Annotated in this window: 15 protein-coding genes; 11 read left to right on the top strand and 4 right to left on the bottom strand. The window is 67.0% G+C overall.

Going from position 1 to position 17,381, the window contains the following annotated elements; all coding sequences use genetic code 11:
- Positions 1–108 precede the first annotated feature (108 nt).
- From ACOGJB_RS05225 to iolG, 8 genes are all read left to right on the top strand, one after another.
- Positions 109–1,053, top strand: a complete 945-nt coding sequence (locus ACOGJB_RS05225; protein ID WP_419839754.1) for an MBL fold metallo-hydrolase — start codon at positions 109–111, stop codon at positions 1,051–1,053.
- Positions 1,054–1,261: 208 nt separating this feature from the next.
- Positions 1,262–2,191, top strand: coding sequence for a sugar phosphate isomerase/epimerase family protein (locus ACOGJB_RS05220; RefSeq protein ID WP_419839753.1), 930 nt, complete (start codon positions 1,262–1,264; stop codon positions 2,189–2,191).
- Positions 2,192–2,218: 27 nt separating this feature from the next.
- Positions 2,219–3,250: a substrate-binding domain-containing protein gene (locus ACOGJB_RS05215; protein WP_419839752.1), complete on the top strand. Its 1,032-nt coding sequence runs from the start codon at positions 2,219–2,221 to the stop codon at positions 3,248–3,250.
- A gap of 6 nt (positions 3,251–3,256) precedes the next feature.
- Complete coding sequence (locus tag ACOGJB_RS05210; protein WP_419839751.1) at positions 3,257–5,536, top strand: ABC transporter permease; 2,280 nt, start codon at positions 3,257–3,259, stop codon at positions 5,534–5,536.
- Entirely contained in the window at positions 5,533–6,324 is a 792-nt protein-coding gene (locus tag ACOGJB_RS05205; RefSeq protein ID WP_419839750.1) for an ATP-binding cassette domain-containing protein, read from the top strand. Before ACOGJB_RS05210 ends, ACOGJB_RS05205 begins: the two co-directional genes overlap by 4 nt.
- Before the next feature lie 78 nt (positions 6,325–6,402).
- Positions 6,403–7,620: a Gfo/Idh/MocA family protein gene (locus tag ACOGJB_RS05200; RefSeq protein ID WP_419839749.1), complete on the top strand. Its 1,218-nt coding sequence runs from the start codon at positions 6,403–6,405 to the stop codon at positions 7,618–7,620.
- A gap of 47 nt (positions 7,621–7,667) precedes the next feature.
- Positions 7,668–9,593, top strand: a complete 1,926-nt coding sequence (gene iolD, locus ACOGJB_RS05195; RefSeq protein WP_419839748.1) for a 3D-(3,5/4)-trihydroxycyclohexane-1,2-dione acylhydrolase (decyclizing) — start codon at positions 7,668–7,670, stop codon at positions 9,591–9,593.
- A 33-nt stretch (positions 9,594–9,626) separates the two neighbouring features.
- Positions 9,627–10,649 (top strand): inositol 2-dehydrogenase, encoded by a 1,023-nt coding sequence (gene iolG / locus ACOGJB_RS05190; protein WP_419839747.1) that lies wholly within the window; start codon positions 9,627–9,629, stop codon positions 10,647–10,649.
- A gap of 73 nt (positions 10,650–10,722) precedes the next feature.
- Here the strand turns inward: iolG and ACOGJB_RS05185 are convergent, their stop codons facing one another.
- The 4 genes from ACOGJB_RS05185 to ACOGJB_RS05170 form a co-directional block, all read right to left on the bottom strand.
- Entirely contained in the window at positions 10,723–11,739 is a 1,017-nt protein-coding gene (locus ACOGJB_RS05185; protein ID WP_419839746.1) for a LacI family DNA-binding transcriptional regulator, read from the bottom strand.
- Between the two features lie 76 nt (positions 11,740–11,815).
- A complete protein-coding gene (locus tag ACOGJB_RS05180) occupies positions 11,816–12,739 on the bottom strand; it encodes an SMP-30/gluconolactonase/LRE family protein (protein WP_419839745.1) in 924 nt (307 codons plus the stop codon).
- A gap of 61 nt (positions 12,740–12,800) precedes the next feature.
- On the bottom strand, positions 12,801–13,907 hold the full coding sequence (locus tag ACOGJB_RS05175) for a hypothetical protein (protein WP_419839744.1): 1,107 nt from the start codon (positions 13,905–13,907) through the stop codon (positions 12,801–12,803).
- 4 nt (positions 13,908–13,911) lie between these two features.
- Positions 13,912–14,718: an SDR family NAD(P)-dependent oxidoreductase gene (locus ACOGJB_RS05170; protein WP_419839743.1), complete on the bottom strand. Its 807-nt coding sequence runs from the start codon at positions 14,716–14,718 to the stop codon at positions 13,912–13,914.
- Positions 14,719–14,860: 142 nt separating this feature from the next.
- On the opposite strand from ACOGJB_RS05170, the gene ACOGJB_RS05165 reads away from it, so the two are divergent.
- The 3 genes from ACOGJB_RS05165 (at position 14,861) to ACOGJB_RS05155 (ending at position 16,984) form a co-directional block, all read left to right on the top strand.
- The gene (locus ACOGJB_RS05165; RefSeq protein WP_419839742.1) at positions 14,861–14,953 is read left to right on the top strand and encodes a hypothetical protein; all 93 of its coding nucleotides are present in this window, start codon (positions 14,861–14,863) and stop codon (positions 14,951–14,953) included.
- 232 nt (positions 14,954–15,185) lie between these two features.
- On the top strand, positions 15,186–15,704 hold the full coding sequence (locus ACOGJB_RS05160; RefSeq protein WP_419839741.1) for a hypothetical protein: 519 nt from the start codon (positions 15,186–15,188) through the stop codon (positions 15,702–15,704).
- 182 nt (positions 15,705–15,886) lie between these two features.
- Entirely contained in the window at positions 15,887–16,984 is a 1,098-nt protein-coding gene (locus ACOGJB_RS05155) for a DMT family transporter (protein WP_419839740.1), read from the top strand.
- Positions 16,985–17,381 lie beyond the last annotated feature (397 nt).

The following is a 17,381-nucleotide window of genomic DNA, read 5'->3' as shown; positions in this document are numbered from 1 at the left end:
CTCCCTTGAGTCCCCGCGGGCGCGGTTTGAAGCGCCCCCCAGCGTAGGCGACGGGTTCTACGCTTCGCCGTAGTAGCGGAGCCTGTTCGAGGGACTCAGGGGGCGTACATGTCGGGACATGCACCACACGCAGCCGTCGAGGCGGCACAGCTCAGCGAGGTGGCACCGGGCGTGTACAGCTACGTGCAGCCCGACGGCACATGGTTCATCAACAACATGGGTTTCGTCGTCGGAACCGACAGCGTCATCTCGATCGACGCGACCTCCACCGAGCGACGCACGCGTGCCTACATCGACGCGATCGCGTCGGTGACGCCGAACCCGGTCACGATCCTGGTCAACACGCACCACCATGCCGATCACACACACGGCAACTACCTGTTCGCCGACGCCACGGTGGTTTCCCATACGGCGTGCCGTGAGGTGATGGTGGCGGCGGGCATCCCCGACTACAGCGCCGTCTTTCCCGGCGTTGACTGGGGGAGCCTGCAGTTCCGGGCCCCCGACGTGACCTTCGAGGGCTCGACAGTGCTGCATCTCGGCGATCGTCGCATCGAGCTGTCTGACTTGGGCTTCGTTGCCCATACCGACGGCGACATCCTGGCGTGGCTGCCCGATTGCCGGGTGCTCTTCTGCGGCGACCTGATTTTCCACGGAGGCACGCCGTTCGCGCTGTTCGGATCGGTGTCGGGGACACTCGACGCTCTCGATGTCATCGAGAGCTACGGGGCGGACGTCATCGTGCCCGGCCACGGCCCGCACTTCGGCGGCGATGACATCGCGCGAGTACTCGGCGAGCAGCGCTCATACCTGCGATTCGTGCAGGACGCTGCGGCCGAAGGAATCGCCGCAGGACGCTCGCCTCTGGAGCAGGCTCAGGCCAGTGACCTCGGTGCCCACGCCCGCTACACCGACCCCGAGCGGCTCGCCGGCAACCTCCACGTCGCCTACCGCGAGGCCGCGCCTGAGGGCTACGAGTTTCCCGGCGTCCCCCAGGCGATCACGGACATGGTCGCCTACAACGGCGGCGCCATGCCGCGCTGTCTGGCGTAGGAATCGGCGCCGGCGGGAGGCAGCCCCTCACAGGCCGTGTCGACGACGGCCGCACCATGCAGCGCTGTCTGGATTAGGGCATGTGCGATCAGGCCGTGTCGCCTCCGCAGCGAGCGCATCTCAGCGCGCGGCCTGTGGAGTCGAGTGGAACGGTTGACTTGGATCAGCCCAGCGAGCACTCTTTCATCGCACTCCAAAGGAGATGAAGATGGGAACGTCACTGCGTGATCGGCTGGCCGCCGCGCCGATTACGTGGGGAGTATGCGAGGTGCCCCAGTGGGGTCACCAGCTCACTGTCCACGAAGTGCTCTCCGACATGGAGGCTTTCGGCTTCGCCCGCACAGAAATGGGTCCGTTCGGATTCCTGCCGACGGGCGGCAGCGCCCTCGCGTCGACGCTGGACCGGTACGGGCTCTCGCTGCTCGGCGGGTTCGTCGCACTCGTTGTGCACGACCCTGAACGACTTCGCGTCGAGATGGATCGGGCGGAAGCGATCGCAGCACAGATGGCCGAGGCCGGCGCTGCCTGGTTCATCAGCTGCCCCATCAGCGATCACGACGACTGGCAGCGGCCGCCGCTCTCTGCCCAGCAGTGGAACCAGATGGTCGAGGCGTTCTCGCAACTCGACAAGATCGCGACGGCACATGGGCTCAGCCATGCATTCCACCCGCATTTCGGCGCGCTGATTCAGGACGACGCCGAGACGTGTTTCCTGCTGGAGAACACCGCCACGCAGCTGGTGCTCGACACAGCCCACCTCACCCTCGGCGGCAGCGACCCTCGGGCCCTCGTCGACACCCATGCCGAGCGGATCGGCCTCGTCCATCTCAAAGATGTCGACGCGGCTGTGGCCGCTCGCCTTCATCGGGGCGAGATCAGCCTGATGATCGCCGTCCAGCTCGGCCTGTTCCCCCCGCTCGGACAGGGGGCAGTGCCCTTGGGTGACCTCATCGAGACGCTCGAGACGGTGCGTCCGGATCTCTGGTACGTCCTCGAGCAGGACGCTGCCCTCGACGGCCCGGATCCTGCCGAAGTGGAACGGTTGCGGGATCGGGTCACCACGAGTCTCGAATTCGTGCAAGACTGCGGCAATTCGCCACATCCTCCCCGGGGGGTTCAGGATTCGGCGTCTACATGAGTTCATGCACCTGGGAGGGAGCACAATATGAGGAAATCCCTGAGACTGTTGGCCTTGCTCGCGGTCATGGCGCTGTTCGCTGCGGCTTGCAGCAGCGATGACGCCAGCGACAGCGCGGACGCCACGGAACCAGCGGCGGCTGAGACCACGCAGGCTGCGTCCGACGCGACCGAGGTCATGCTGACGCAGAGCGACTGCGACAACACCTATCACGTCATCACCCACGGCGACAGCGGCACTTTCTGGTCTGTCGTGGAGGTAGCCGTGCGCGATGCCGCCGAGGCAACCGGCTGTGAAGTCGTCTACTTCGGCGCCAACAACGACGCGCAGGCGCAATCGCAGGCCATCGAAGGCGCCATCGCCGACGGTTCGGCCGGCATCGCCATCTCACTCGCCGACCCCACTGGTCTTGAGGCCGCGGCACGCGCCGTGGTCGCAGCAGGCATTCCGCTGTACACGCTGAACTCTGGCGTCAACCAGTACAAGGATCTCGGCGGTGTCACCCATATCGGCCAGACCGAGGTGGTGGCAGGCAACGGCGCCGGTGAGCGGTTCAACGCACTCGGTGCGAGCCATGTGCTGTGCGCACGCCAGGAGCAGTCAAACGTCGGCCTCGACGAGCGCTGCCAGGGCCTTGCCGAGACGTTCAACGGCCAAGTCACCTCCGAGTTCATCGGGCTCGACGCCACGCCGGACGAGCAGCAGGCCACCATCGCAGCGCTGCTGACGGCGGACTCCAGCATCGACGGAGTGCTCGGCACCGGGCCGAATGTCCCGCTGCGGGCATTGGATGCCGCTTCGGACGCGGGCCGCACGCTCATCATCGGCGGCTTCGACCTGTCGGGTGACCTCATTTCGGCCATCGAGGCCGGCGACATCGCGTTCACCGTCGACCAGCAGCAGTACCTGCAGGGCTACCTGCCGGTCATCTTGATGCACCTGCAGGCCACCAACCAGAACACTGCCGGCGGCGGTCTTCCGATCCTGACCGGACCGGGATTCGTGACGCCCGACAACGCGGCTGAGGTCGCGGCGTTGGTGGACGCAGGTACGCGGTAGCACGTCATGGCGGCAACCACCGCCGGCGAGGTCGACGAGCGGCTCGCGCATCGCGGGCCCATCCAGCAGCTCCTGACTCGTCCCGAGATCGGGGCGCTGCTCGGCCTCGCCGGCGTGTGGCTGCTGTTCTGGCTGACATCCGAAGCGTTCGGCACCGTCGGCGGCACGGCCAACTACCTCGACGTCGCAGCGCTGCTGGGCATCATGGCGGTGCCGGTGGCATTGCTCATGATCGGTGGCGAGTTCGACTTGTCGTCGGGATCGATGACCGGCGCGACGGCCGTCTTCGTGATCCTCATGAGCCGCGAGGTCGGCGAGCTCGGCGGTGCCGGCTTCAGCCTGCATCTGGCTGTTCCGCTCTCGCTGTGCTTCGCGTTGGCGATCGGCTGGTTCAACGGGACGCTCGTCGAACGGACATCGTTGCCGAGCTTCATCGTCACCCTGGGGACGTTCTTCATCCTCATCGGGGCGAAGCTCGGCTTCGGCAAGCTGTTCACCAACAAGGTCATCGTCGAAGGGCTCGACGATGCCCAGGGATACGTCTTCTGGGACGACATCTTCGGGGCGGAGTGGATCCGGAACTCCCATGTCTGGGACGGTCGCGACTGGGCCTGGGCAGGCTTGCTCGTCGTCGCAGGCGTCTCATTGCTGATCGGCCTGTTCGAGATGAGTTATGCCCGCCGCGTGGACCCACGCCCGTGGCATGCCGCCGGCGGCCTGTTGGGCGCTCTCGTGGTGCCGCTGTTCGGCTTCGTCATGCTGCTGCGAACAGACGGCACTGCGGCGAACTGGACGTGGGGCGGTGTCATCGCTGTCGGGACGCTGTCAGGCGTGGCTATCTGGTGCAGGGCGCGATATGAGCCCGCGCAGCACACTCATCGCAGACCGGACGCCCGGGCTGCCCGCATGCTGGTGATCGGCACCGCGGCGATCGTTGCTGCGGTCGTTCTGGTGCTCGTGATGAGCGCCGAAAATTCCGACCAGCTTGGCTTCCTCGGCGGCGGTTTCGGTCGTGCGGTATTCGGGCTCGGCATTGCAGCAACAGGTGTGCTGGCAGTGCTGGCGGCCACCGGGCGGGTGCGGACCAGTGCGCCGGTGATCGGCGTCATCGTCGCGATGCTGCCCACGATCAGCTACATGATGACCATCCAGGGAGCGCGAGCAGTGCTGTTCGCGGGCCTCGCCGGCGCCGGCGTGCTCATCTTGACGATGGTCGGCACACGCACTCAGCCGTCGATGTGGATCCCGTTGGCGGTGGCCGTCGCCGTCGCGGTGCTCGCGTTCGTGGCCCAGTCCGAAGCGGAATCACGCAAGCTGCGCGTTGAGCTGTTCTCGACATTGCTGCTGGTGGCGCTCGCGCTCGCTGCTCTGGCCGTGGCCCGCTCGCTCGCTCGACGGCGAACGAGTGCGGTGCCCGCGCCGGAGTCGGGCGCCTGGACGCGCATCGGTGCTGCCGCCGGAGGCGCCGCCACCGCGGTCTTCGGCATCATCGAGCTCATCGACGGCGACGGATTCCTGTACGCCCTCACCACCGGTGCCGCCAAAGGCGCCGTCGTGACGCTCGGCATCTATGCCGTGGGCACCCTGTACCGGATGCTGTTCACCGCAGACGAGGGCGTAGGCCGGGGGCTGATGTACGTCGGGCTCGCGGCTGGCGGCCTCGCGCTCGCGTCGAAGCTGCTGTTCATCACCGCGGCCGAGGCTGAAGCGACACAGGCCGTGACCCGCTTTCGGGTCTCGGTGCTGTTCTACTTGCTCTTCGCCGCTGCCGGAGCGTGGATGCTGGCCCGAACCCGTTTCGGCAGCTGGACCTTCGCAGTCGGAGGCAACAAGGAAGCGGCACGCTCCATCGGCGTCCCTGCGGCCCGGACCAAGACGACCCTGTTCATGCTCGTGTCGGTCTGTGCATGGATGGCCGGCATGCTGATCGCATTCCGCCTGAACTCGGTGCAGGCCAACGTCGGCGACGGTCTCGAGTTCCGCTACATCATCGTCGCCGTTGTCGGCGGCAACTTGCTGACCGGTGGCTACGGCTCGGCAATCGGCGCTGCGATCGGTGCGCTCATCTGGGGAATGATCAGCCAGGGCATCGGATTTGCGCACTGGAACACCGACTGGCGGTTCCTGGTGCTGGGCGGCCTGCTGGTGGTGGCGGTCATCGTCAACAACTACGTGCGCCAGCGTGCCGAGCGTTCGCAGTCTCATGTCGTCGACGAAGGCGAGCCTCCTCCTGAACCACCGCCGCCGACCGAGCCAGAGCCGGCAACGACAGGCGGCCAGTCATGAGCGACACAGCCAACTCGCACCCGCTCATCGAGTTGCGGGGGATCTCGAAATTCTACGGGAACATCATCGCCCTGACGGGAGTCTCCACGACCGTCAATCCGGGCGAGGTGACCTGCGTGCTGGGCGACAACGGTGCCGGCAAGTCGACCTTCATCAAGATCCTCGCCGGCGTGCATCAGCACGACGCCGGCGAGCTGCTGATCGAGGGAGAAGCCGTCCGCTTCGCTTCGCCTCGCGAAGCTCTGTCGCAGGGCATCGCGACGGTGTATCAGGACCTGGCCATGGTGCCGCTCATGTCCGTGTGGAGGAACTTCTTCCTCGGTGCCGAGCCCATGAAGGGGTTCTGGCCGTTTCGCCAGATCGACATCGAGAGCGCCAAGGAGATTGCCAAGGCGCAGCTCGCCGAGATGGGCATCGACATTCGCGACACCGAGCAGCCGGTCGGCACGCTGTCGGGCGGAGAGCGGCAGTCCGTTGCCATCGCCCGAGCCAGCTACTTCGGGGCCAAGGTGCTCATCCTCGATGAGCCGACCTCGGCGTTGGGCGTGAAGCAGTCCGGCGTGGTGCTGCGGCGCATCGTGGAGGCTCGTGACCGGGGCCTGGCGGTGATCTTCATCACCCACAACCCCAATCACGCCTATCCCGTCGGTGACCGCTTCGTGATCCTCAACCGTGGCCATTCGATGGGCAACTTTGCGAAGGCTGACATCAGCCAAGACGAACTCACCCAGATGATGGCTGGCGGCGCCGAACTCGAGGCATTGCAGCACGAGCTGGCGACGCACTGAGGTGATGCTGCCCCAGCGCCGCCCCGGGGCGGCGCGGCAGATGACGACACTGCTTCCGAAACCCGCGCGAGGTGGGATGTGACAAGACAACTGGGCATTGCGGTGGTCGGCTTCGGCTGGATGGGCCAAGCGCACTCCCGGTCGATGATGCGCATTCCGAGCCTGTTTCCTGAGCGGAGCTACGCGCCGAAGCTGGTGGTATGCGCCGAGTCAGTGCACGAACGGCATCAGCTTGCGACTGGGGGATTCGGATTCGCGGAGTCGACAGCCGACTGGCGCGCTGCGGTGGACCGGCCTGACGTCGACGTCGTCTACGTCACTGCGCCGAACATGCTGCACGAAGAAATCGTCACTGCCGCGGCGGCGCTGGGCAAGCACGTGTTCTGCGAGAAGCCCGTGGGCGGCACGCCGGCGCAGACGGTGCGCTGCTGGGACGCCTGCAATACAGCGGGAAGCGTGACCGGCGTCGGCTACAACTACCGCTTCGCCCCACTGGTGCAGCACGCCAAGGGGCTCATTGAGCGCGGCGATCTCGGCACCATCACCAACTACCGGGGCAGGTTCTTCTCGATGTTCGGTGCCGATCCGCTGGGACTGCTGTCGTGGCGATTCGAGTTGGACTCCGCGGGTCACGGCGTGACGAGCGACATCCTCAGCCATGCCATCGATCTCGCGATGATGCTGAACGGCCCGATCACCAGCGTCGTCGGCTCCGGCGCCGGTTTCATCACGCAACGACCGGTGGCAGGTGCGGGCGCAAGCCACTATGCACGGGGCGCCCAAGGCGATCCGACGGGTCCGGTCACCAACGAGGACTATTTCGGCGCGCTGGTGATGTTCGCCAACGGTTCACGGGGAACCTTCGAGGCCAGTCGCACCATTGTGGGACCCGAGAGCCAGATGGCCTTCGATGTCTATGGCACCGGGGGCGCTGTCAACTGGAACTTCGAGACGATGAACGAGTTGGGCGTGTACCTCGCGGACGCGCCTGAGCGCGGCTACACGACGGTGCGAGCGGGAGAACGCCACCCCAACAACGCCGCTTTCGTGCCTGGCGACGCCAACGCCCTCGGATTCGAGGATCTGCTGGCGATCGAGGACCATGAGTACCTGACGGCGGTATCGCAGGGCCGCCCGCACAGTGCCGGGTTTGATGAAGCAGTGGCGTACGTCAGCGTCCAGGCGGCGCTGTTGCGCAGCTGGAGCAGTGGGTCCTGGGAAGAGGTCATTCCGCTCGACTCGACCAACGTTGCAAGCCTCGTGCCTGCCGACGCGGCCGCCCTGCTCCAGCGATGATCTCGTGCTTGGCGAGGCGGTGACGGCTCCAAGAAGGAGGACCTGGTGTGACTGATGTGAGGCTGACAACGGCCGGCGCAATCGTGCGCTACCTCGCTGCGCAACGCATCGCAATCGACGATGGCGACCCCGGCGGTGACGCTCTGGGCGACCCTGTGCCGCTGTTCGGTGGTGTCTATGCGATCTTCGGACACGGCAACGTGACCTGTCTGGGTCCCGAACTCGCGTCGGCGCGCGACGTCTTGCCCATGTGGCGTGGCCAGAACGAGCAGGGCATGGGCCTGGCCGGTGTCGGCTACGCACGGGCGACGCGCCGCCGCCGGATCATGGCGGCGACCAGTTCAGTGGGGCCGGGCGCCACCAATATGGTCACCGCCGCTGCGGTCGCGCACGCCAACCGGATGCCCCTGCTGTTGCTGGCAGGCGACACGTTCAACCATCGCCTGCCGGATCCCGTACTGCAGCAGGTCGAGCACTTCGGGGATCCGTCGATGACGGTGAACGATGCGTTCCGACCCGTCGTGCGTTACTGGGACCGGCTGACCTCGCCGGCACAAGTGCTGGCGAGCCTGCCCAATGCAATCGCGACCATGCTCGATCCCGCCGATTGCGGGCCGGCCTTCATTGCCCTGCCCCAAGACGTGCAGGGCGAGGCATATGACTTCCCCGAGAGCTTCTTTGACCTCTGCGTTCATCGAGTGCGGCGGGCCCGCCCTGATCGCCACGAGATGGCGGCCGCGGCCCAGCTCTTGGCTTCGGCGCAGCGCCCGCTGCTGATCAGCGGGGGAGGCGTGCGCTGGTCGATGGCCGAAGCGGAGCTGTTGCGCTTTGCAGAGCGGCACGACATTCCCGTTGTGGAGACCGTGGCGGGGCGAACCAGCTTTCCCTCGAGTCACCGACTGAACTGCGGGCCGCTGGGTGTCAGCGGCTGTGTGTCCGCCAATGCCATGGCCGCAGCTGCCGACGTCGTGCTCGCCGTCGGAAGTCGCCTGGGCGACTTTGCAACGGGATCGTGGACGGTGTTCGACCGCGCTTCATGCCTCATCGGCCTGAACGTGGCCCGGTTCGATGCCACCAAGCACCGGGGGCTGCCGCTTGTCGCCGACGCCCGGGAAGCGCTCGCCGAGTTGAGCACGGCCCTGGGTGACTACCGAGCGCCCGCGGATTGGGCCGCACGAGCCCCCTCAGAGACGGCCCAGTACCACGCCTACATCGACAAGATCGCTGCGCCCGAGGCGGTGGCATCGTCGAGCGACAGCCTTCCGACGTATGCACAGGTGGTGGGCGCCGTCGCCCGGGCTGCCGACCGCCAGACATATGTCGTCACGGCGGCCGGCGGGCTGCCGGGCGAGACCGTCAACGGCTGGCGCAGCGACGTCGAGCACTCCTTCGACTGCGAGTTCGGCTATTCGTGCATGGGCTATGAGATCTCGGGCGCCTGGGGAGCGAAGCAGGCGATGCCCGACCGTGACGTGATCGCGCTCGTCGGGGACGGCTCGTATCTGATGATGAACTCAGACTTGTACAGCTCGGTGCTGAGCGGTCACAAGATCACCGTGGTGGTGTGCGACAACGGCGGCTACGCCGTCATCAACCGCTTGCAGCTCGCGCAAGGCGGCGAGTCGTTCAACAACTTTCTTGCCGAGACCATGACCCACGAGCCCGATGGCCCAAGCGGAGCGCGCTTGCGAGCGAACGCAGATCGGCCCCGCGTCGACTTCGCTGCGCACGCAGCGTCGTTGGGGTGCACCTCCGAAGCGGTGTCGTCAATTGCGGGACTTGAGGTTGCGCTCGCGCGGGCTCGCACCAGCGATCGAAGCCATGTGATCGTGCTGTCCACCCATCCGACCGAGTGGACCGAAGGCGGTGCAGCCTGGCAGGTCGGCGTGCCCGAGGTCAGCGACCGCCCCGAAATCAACCAGGCAGCGTTGGCGATGGACGAAGCAATGTTGTCACAGCGCCCAGGCCTGTGAGCGCGGGCCAGTGATTCCTGAGCGAGCGCCGCAATGACTGCTGCAGCAAAGACCTTCGGCATCGGTTTGATCGGATGCGGGCGCATCGGGCGCCTGCATGCGGAGCTCCTCGTTCGCGGCGTCGACCGATTGCATCTCGCAGCGGTCTGCGACGCAGTCCCGCAGGCTGCTGCGGTCTTGGGCAGCGAGCTGGGCATTGCGGTGGCAGATTCGCCGGCGGCATTGCTGGGGCGTGCAGATGTGGACGCCGTCGCGATCTGTTCGACGACCGAGAGTCATGTCGATCTGCTCGTCCAGGCCGCCGCTGCGGGGCTGCCCGCATTCGTCGAGAAACCGGTTTCCCTGTCGTTGCCCGAGATCGATCGTGCCATCGAGGCCGCTGAGCGATCAGGCACAGCGGTGCACGTCGGTTTCAATCGTCGGTTCGACCCGTCGCACCGAGCCGTAGCCGATGCAGTGCACGTCGGCGACATCGGCGACCTGCACCTGCTTCGTATCACGAGCCGGGATCCCGCGCCCCCTCCGTTGGAGTACCTCGCGGGCTCGGGCGGCATCTTTGCCGACATGACGATCCATGACTTCGACATGGCGCGTTTCGTGTCGGGCGCAGAGGTCGAGCGGGTGTATGCCGCCGGTGCGGTTCGGGTCGATGCTGCATTTGCCGAACACTCCGATTGGGACACCGCGGTCATCGTGCTCACCCATGCCGATGGCACGATCACGACGATCGACAACAGCCGCGAGGCCGTCTACGGCTACGACCAGCGCGTGGAGGCGTTCGGCTCTGGGGGCGCGATTGCCTCGCAGAACCCGCCCGAGCATGCAGCAGTCCGCTTTGGGCGGGAGGGAGTGACCGCCGCACCGATGCCGTGGTTCTTCACCGAGCGGTACGCCGATGCGTACTGGGCCGAGTGGAGAGCCTTTGCCGAGGTCGTCGATGGTGCGCCGTCACCGGTCACGCTTGCCGACGGCAGAGCGTGTGCGGTGATTGCCGAGGCGGCGACGCGATCTGCGCGAGAAGGTCGTGCCGTGGACGTCGCAGAGCTCGATATCTGAGCGCATCCTGAAGCACCTGCTCAAGCTGAGCGTCGTCAACAACGGCGATCGATGGGCGCCGTGCGGTGGGGATTCAGCGAGCAGGCCCGGTTGAGTCTCGCTCGACCAATTCGGGGCGGAGCACAGACACGAGCGCCGTATCGCGACCGTTGAGGCGGTCGCTGAGCATGCTGACTGCTGTCTGCCCGATGTCTGCTCGGGGCAGCCTCACCGTCGTGAGCCGGGGCACGCCGGCAACTGCGTACAGCGAGTCGTCGTAGCCCGTGATGCTGAGGTCCCCGGGCACGCTCAGGCCGGCATCTGCCGCTGCGAGCACTGCGCCGCGGGCCTGCGCGTCGTTCACACAGGCAATCGCAGTCGGCCGATGCGGGCGGCGCAGCAGCTTGTCGGCTGCTTGGTAGCCGTCCGACTGCAGGAAGCCGGCCGGCTCGAAGGCGATGCAGTCGCCCCACCCGCGACTGGTCATTTCCTCGGTGTAACCGCGGGCGCGCGCCGCAACGTTCGGCAGTTCGGCATCACCGATCAGGGCGATGTTGCTGTGCCCCAGGTCGGCGAGGTGCCGCACGACCGACGCCATCGCCGATGCATCGTCAGTCACCAGCGTGTCGTAACGGTCTGAGCGCAGGTCGTACATGAGCGCAAGCACCGGCAGGACGGCGGCGTAGGCCTCCAGCTCGGCGGCATCGCGACGACCCAGCAGGCCGAGTGCGAGTCCGTCGACGCGGTACTCGAGCATCCGTTCGATGACTTCGAGCTCGCCTCCGCTCTCAGGTGGGCTGGACAGGTACAGGGTGCGCATGCCTCGACGGGCTGCCTCTTGGTCGACCGCGTACATGACTTCGCCCCAGAACGCATCGAACAAGCCCGTGACGACGAAGCCGAGCGTGCCGCTGCTCAGGCTTGCGAGAGCGCGCGCACCGGCGTGCGCCCGATAGCCCAGTTCCGCTGCGGATTCGAGGATTCGTTGGCGGGTGCTTTCGCGTACGGCGCCCTCGCCCCGCAGCGCGCGCGACACCAAGGACTTCGACACGCCCGCGTGCTCGGAGACATCCTTGATCGTCGGGTATCCACCCTGCCGTTTCGCCGTCATGAAGTCCCTCGGTCCCGCGCCGCGTCGATGGTACCGAACCGAAATTCGGGGACGGGAAGCGTTGCCGCGCTGCGGGCTAGAAGGGCAGCTTGAGGCCGGGGCGGGGCCACTCGCCGACTGCGAGGCGGCCGGTGCCCGACAAGGTGACGTAGGCCGTTCGCATGTCGTCGCCGCCGAAGCAGATGTTGGTGGTGGCCGAGTCGTCGGTGGGAGCGAACTCGAGCTCGTCGCCGTCGCGGGTGAAGGTGCTGATGCCGCCGGTGAGGATGGTTGCCACGCTCACGTTGCCGTCGGCGTCCATCGCCAGCGAGTCGAAGTACTTGCGGCCGGCGGGCCGAGCCAGGAACCAGCCCCGTGCCGGGACGCCAGCGGCCACCTTGCCTGGTGCTTCGAGGTCGAAGGCGAACAGGGCGCCCTGGAAGGTCTCGGCGACATACACCCGGTCTTCTTCGGGGGAGATGCCGACGCCGTTCGGCCCGTCCATCGGGAAGGCGATCTCTTCGATGTGGCTGCCGTCGGCCTTGGCGTAGTAGAGCCCGCCGCGGTCGCGATCGCGGGTGCGGGTCTTGCCGTGGTCGGTGAACCAGAAGCCCCCGGTGGAGTCGAACATGATGTCGTTCGGCCCCTTGAGCGACACGCCGTTCACGTCGGCATAAATGATGTCCACCTCGCCGGTTTCGAGGTCGATGCGCTCGATGCGACCGGTCGTGTAGTCCGACGCCACCTCGCCAGGAACCGTCCGCCCGCGCACGGTGATCCACTCGAAGCCGCCGTTGTTGCACACGTACAGCGCCCCGTCAGGACCGAGCGCGGCGCCGTTCGGTCCGCCGCCCGGTGCGGCCAAGATGTCCTTGCGGCCGTCGGAGACGTCGACGCGGGTAATCGTGCCCCGTCCGATCTCGACGACGGCCACCGAGCCGTCGGCCAGCACCACCGGGCCCTCCGGGAAGATCAGGCCGTCGGTGATGGTCTCGAAGTGGTCAGGTCCGAAAAAGCTCATGGCCGCCGACGCTACTGCGCGAGCGTGCCCGGCTTCCTGCCTAGCCAGCGCTGCGGAGTCGTCAGTTCAGCGCGTCTCGCCAGGGACTGGCGTCGATGCCGGGGTAGCGACGCTCGAGGGCACCCACGAGTTCAGGCGTCCAGTAGGGGTGGCCGGGCAGCGGGGCGCCGAACAGGGCCAGCTCGTCGGGTGTGCAGGTGGCAGCGAAGGAGATCCACGACTCGCCGACCGTGACGGGCTGGACGCTGTCGTAGCCGATCCAATCGGCGCCGCCCGGCTTGAACGAGGCGCTCATCAAGAAACGGCTGCCGCCGGGCCGGCTCAGGTCGACGCCCCGATGCCAGACATCGGGCCGGTACGCCAGAAACGATCCCCGCACTCCGGCCGCGCAGATGCGCTCGCCTGCAGGCGGACCGACGTAGGGCCTTGCCGCATCCGCGGGACCTCCGGCCAGCTCTGTCGGTGCCACGTCAGGCTCGACATCGCTCAGGTACAAGAACCCTTCCAGGTTCCACCAGCCGGGTTCGAGCCGGTCGGGCACCACGTTGTGGTTGCGGTCTTGGTGGAAGGGCTGCTCGTAGTTGGTGACGCCGGTGTACTTGCCCCAGATACGGGCTTGGTAGATCCGGATGTCGTCGAGGCCCATGGCCACACGGGCGAACCGGGTCACGTCGGGATGCACTTGGAGCCGGTTCAGCCGAGGCGATTCGTAGGGGAACAAGATGTGCCCCAGGAACTGCTTGGCGCGAAACGCCGGGCCGTCGTCGCCGACCTTGCCGAACTTGTGGCCCTGGTCATGGCTGGTGCCGACGAAGCGATTTCGATGTTCCGCAGCGCCGCCGTGGAACTCATCAGGGCGGGGGTACAGATTCCAGAGCTCTTCGACGGCATAGTCGATGTCGGCGGTCGGCACGAGCCCGTCAACGAGCACCCAGCCGTGGTCGCGCCAGTGCTGCGCTGCTTCCCCGCGGTCGGCAATGCCGATACCAGCGGCGTCGGCATCAGTGCGATCGCCGATGCTTGTCGGGGCCGCATGGGTGCCGTAGTCAGCTCCTGTGATGGCAGTGCCCGACGCATCGGGGCGTGTGGGGATCGCGCCTGCGGCATCTGCGCCGACGCCATGAGGGCCTGCGACGCCTGGGCCCGCGACGTTTCGGGAGGCAGCCACGGTGTCAGCCGGCGCCCTGGGCGTCGTCGACGGTGATGCAGGTGCCCGACACGAAATCTGACTGCGGCGACACCAGGTACAGCAGCGTCGAGTCGAGCTGGGAGGCCTTGCCCAAGCGGCGGCGCGGGAACATCTTGGTGATGTCGCCCATGCGCTCGAGCATGCCGTCCATCATCTCGCTCTCGAAGGCGCCCGGGGCAATCGCGTTGACGTTCACGTGGTAGCGGCCGAACTCTTGGGCCAGCACCTCGGTCATGCGCACCACGGCGCTCTTGGTGATCGCATACATGGCGGTTCCGATCGGCGCCCTGAACGCTGCGCCTGAGGAGATGTTCACAATGCGGCCCGGCAACTCGGCAGCGATGAGCCGCCGAGCCACCTCGCACGACAGGTGGAACAGCGACGTGAGGTTGGTGGCGACCATCTCGTCGACGAACGCCGGGTCCATCTTCAGCGCCAGGCGAGCGTCGGGCTTGCCGGCGTTGTTCACCAGGATCTGCACGGTGCCCAGCTGGTCTTCGGCGGCAGCCACCGCTTCGAAGAGCGCTTCGGTGTCGGTGACATCCAGCGGGATCGGCAGCACCGTGGCGCCACCGCTCTCCAATTCGCCAGCCAGCGCGTTGAGCCGGTCGACGCGCCGCCCGCAGATGGCGACGCTCGCGCCGCACGCCGCGAGCACCGTGGCAAAACGGCGACCCAGCCCCGACGTCGTGCCGGTCACGAATGCCGTCTGGCCGCTGAGATCTGCCGACCACTGCGGCGGGAGGCTGATCTCAGCTTCCGGGCTGCCGGCCCCGGCGTCGTCATTCATGGTTGCCTCCTCGGCTGCCCGGTGGACAGCCCTGCTCCGTGCTCGAGTTCAGCTTCGCAGCGTATTGGGCGCTCGCGACACGCCTCGCGGATGGCGACCCGAGTCTGGTTCTCGCTGCCGATGAGGGGGCGCGTTCGCTGCTGTGGCCTCAGGCGGCGAGCACTCGTGCGGGCTGAGAGCCGATGCCACTGTGGCCTGCTGGAGCCACCGGCCCGCCGACTTCGCCTCGCGTTGACGGGCCGCACGAACCCGGACGCGAGGACGCGGCCGGTGCGGCTCTTGCTGTAGTGTCATGCATTGCTGCTGCGGGACGGCAGCGATCTCGGAGGTCTTGAGCATCATGTTTGGTTTCGGAACGAGCCCCTCCCCCCCCCCCCCCCCCCCCTGCGAGCGGCCGCGGTGACACTGCTTGGGGCGGGCTGACCGCCACACGCAGGCGTGGCCGAAGCCGGCGCGGGTTCGCGGCGGTGCTCGCGCTGGGGCTGGTGTCGGCAGGGTTGTTGGCGGTGACGGCTGCCCCAGCCGCCGCTCAGGACAGCGCAACACACCAAGCCGACCGCGCAACACGCGAGGTGCTCTGCGCCGGCGGTCTGGACACCACGACCGACGCCTACCTGACGAGCGCTGCCTATCTGACATGCCTCGGTGACGACCGCGGAGCACGCGAGGCGGTCTGCGCCGGCGGTCTGGACACCACGACCGACGCCTACCTGACGAGCGCTGCCTATCTGGCGTGCCTCGGCCGCCTCGCAGGCGGAGGGGTCCTCTCGCCTTCCGCCTATACAAGTTATCCGTGGGAGAATTTGGGGCCGAACAACCCAGTGCATTTCAGGCACGACTCGAATGGCAAAGGTCTCACTCGCGGTACCAGCACCAGCGCGCACGGAGCCGCGTTTGAGGGCGCGGTGTCCACATACGTCTACGACGACGAAGGCCGAGGGCATGTCTGCACCACTTGGCCCAGCGGGTGGAGCGACTGCCCCTGACACGCCACACAGGCCGTACTGCTGTTCCCCGGTGCCCGATCCTACGCGTTGCAAACGAGGCTCGCTGCCGCGGCTGCCCTCGGCGTCTGCGTGACCCAAGTCTGGCTGCAGCCCGGTGCCTGCACGCTCACTCGTCGCTTACCACCACTAACCCTTGGAGCTAGCCATCTAGCCTCGCTCTGGTGAGGGGCGCGGGTCGGCCGGTCGGGGCGCGTGACAGTGTGCGCGCTGTTTCGGCGAGCGCGGGCACCGTCTTCGGGGTCGCGCCGACCATCGGTCGCTCTGGCGGAATGGGCGAGTCGCCTGACGGCGCAGCGACGCCAGAACTACGTGCGCGCACTGAGGGCCTGCCGACAGGCGCTGCTGCGGTTCAGCCCATCGGCGGCGGCCTGCCGCTGCTCGTGATGGGCCTGGTCGTCATCTCGTGGGGCCTCGGGCCGCCGATCTCCAAGCTGCTCACGGCGCCGCCCATGGTGAGCGCCTTCATCCGTTTCGGCATGTCCACGCCGTTCCTGCTGTTGGTGCTGGCACTGCGGGGCCGCTGGCTGTCCCGGCGGGTGTTCTTCCAGACGGCGCTGCCGGGGCTGTCCTTCGGCATCAACATGGTCTTCGTCTTCGCTGCAGTGCAGGAAGTGACCATTTCGGTGATGTCGGTGATGATGGCGCTGCAGCCGGCCATGCTGCTGGCGCTGGTGGGGCCGATCTTCGGCGACCGGGTCAGCGTTCGCCAGATCGTCTTCACGCTGATCGGAGTTGCCGGCGCCGCCGGTGTGATCATGGGTGCTGGCGGTGAATTCCGTGCCAGTGGATTCGGCCTGTTCCTCACGGCCATGTCGGTGCTGACGTTCACGGTGTATTTCGTGCTGACCCGGATGGCCAGATCGACCAGCGCAGTCGATCCGATCGAGTGGATGGCGGGCATCAACTTCTGGTCGTTCGTTGCGGCGGTCCTGCCCACGCTGCTGCTGGTGACGCCCAGCCAGTTCTTCGAATTCGGCGGGCTGGACTGGCTGTGGATCGTGATCGTGGCTTTCGTGACCGGGGTGTTCGGACATGTGCTGATGACGTGGTGCCACGGCCACATCGAGGTGGCCCGATCCTCGCTGTACGTGCTCGCCATGCACATCGTGGCTGTGGGGACTGCCTGGCTGATCCACGGTGAGCCGGTCACGCCCATGCAGTTCGGGGGCGGCGCCGTCGTGCTGTTCTCGGTGGCCATGGTGATCCGCACGCCGGCCGGATCGCGCTCGGAGCCCGGAACTCAGGGGAAGCGCCGATAGGTGAGTCCTTCCGTTGCTGCACCTGTCGTTTCCCGCTCTCGTTCGCCGTCGCTGACGGGCCGCTCGAGCCACGGCTTCGCCTATCGGCTCAGCCCCTACGGCTGCTGCACGCTGATCGAGAGCGGTCCTTGGCGCTCGGTCACGGCGCATTCATCGTCGGCGAGACGATCGCGTTCGCAGTTGCGGAGAGGACGAGATTCGCGTGCCGATCTGTTTCGACGGCTTCGGCGCAGGGGTGCGTGGCGTCGTCGGCGGAAATAGCTGCGGCCCCCGCGATCAGGACGCGGGCTGGTGACGCGCCTGACGACACAGCGTCGCGCGGACTCAGTACGCTCGGATTCAGCACAGTGATCGCGCGTCGCCTGCGGGCAGCGTGCGAATGTCGCGATTGTCCCGT

The sequence above is a fragment of the Candidatus Poriferisodalis sp. genome (assembly GCF_965208895.1).
Taxonomy (GTDB): Bacteria; Actinomycetota; Acidimicrobiia; order Acidimicrobiales; family Poriferisodalaceae; genus Poriferisodalis.
Note: the sequence above shows the minus strand (reverse complement) of the source record. Positions and strands in the feature narration are given on the sequence as shown.

What these genes read in the sequence shown, in the direction of transcription:
- ACOGJB_RS05185 (WP_419839746.1), bottom strand. Translation starts at nt 11,739, where the DNA reads ATGACGGCGAAACGGCAGGGTGGATACCCGACGATCAAGGATGTCTCC.
- ACOGJB_RS05170 (WP_419839743.1), bottom strand. Translation starts at nt 14,718, where the DNA reads ATGAATGACGACGCCGGGGCCGGCAGCCCGGAAGCTGAGATCAGCCTC.
- ACOGJB_RS05210 (WP_419839751.1), top strand. Translation starts at nt 3,257, where the DNA reads ATGGCGGCAACCACCGCCGGCGAGGTCGACGAGCGGCTCGCGCATCGC.
- iolG (WP_419839747.1), top strand. Translation starts at nt 9,627, where the DNA reads ATGACTGCTGCAGCAAAGACCTTCGGCATCGGTTTGATCGGATGCGGG.
- ACOGJB_RS05180 (WP_419839745.1), bottom strand. Translation starts at nt 12,739, where the DNA reads ATGAGCTTTTTCGGACCTGACCACTTCGAGACCATCACCGACGGCCTG.
- ACOGJB_RS05220 (WP_419839753.1), top strand. Translation starts at nt 1,262, where the DNA reads ATGGGAACGTCACTGCGTGATCGGCTGGCCGCCGCGCCGATTACGTGG.
- ACOGJB_RS05215 (WP_419839752.1), top strand. Translation starts at nt 2,219, where the DNA reads ATGAGGAAATCCCTGAGACTGTTGGCCTTGCTCGCGGTCATGGCGCTG.
- ACOGJB_RS05225 (WP_419839754.1), top strand. Translation starts at nt 109, where the DNA reads ATGTCGGGACATGCACCACACGCAGCCGTCGAGGCGGCACAGCTCAGC.
- ACOGJB_RS05205 (WP_419839750.1), top strand. Translation starts at nt 5,533, where the DNA reads ATGAGCGACACAGCCAACTCGCACCCGCTCATCGAGTTGCGGGGGATC.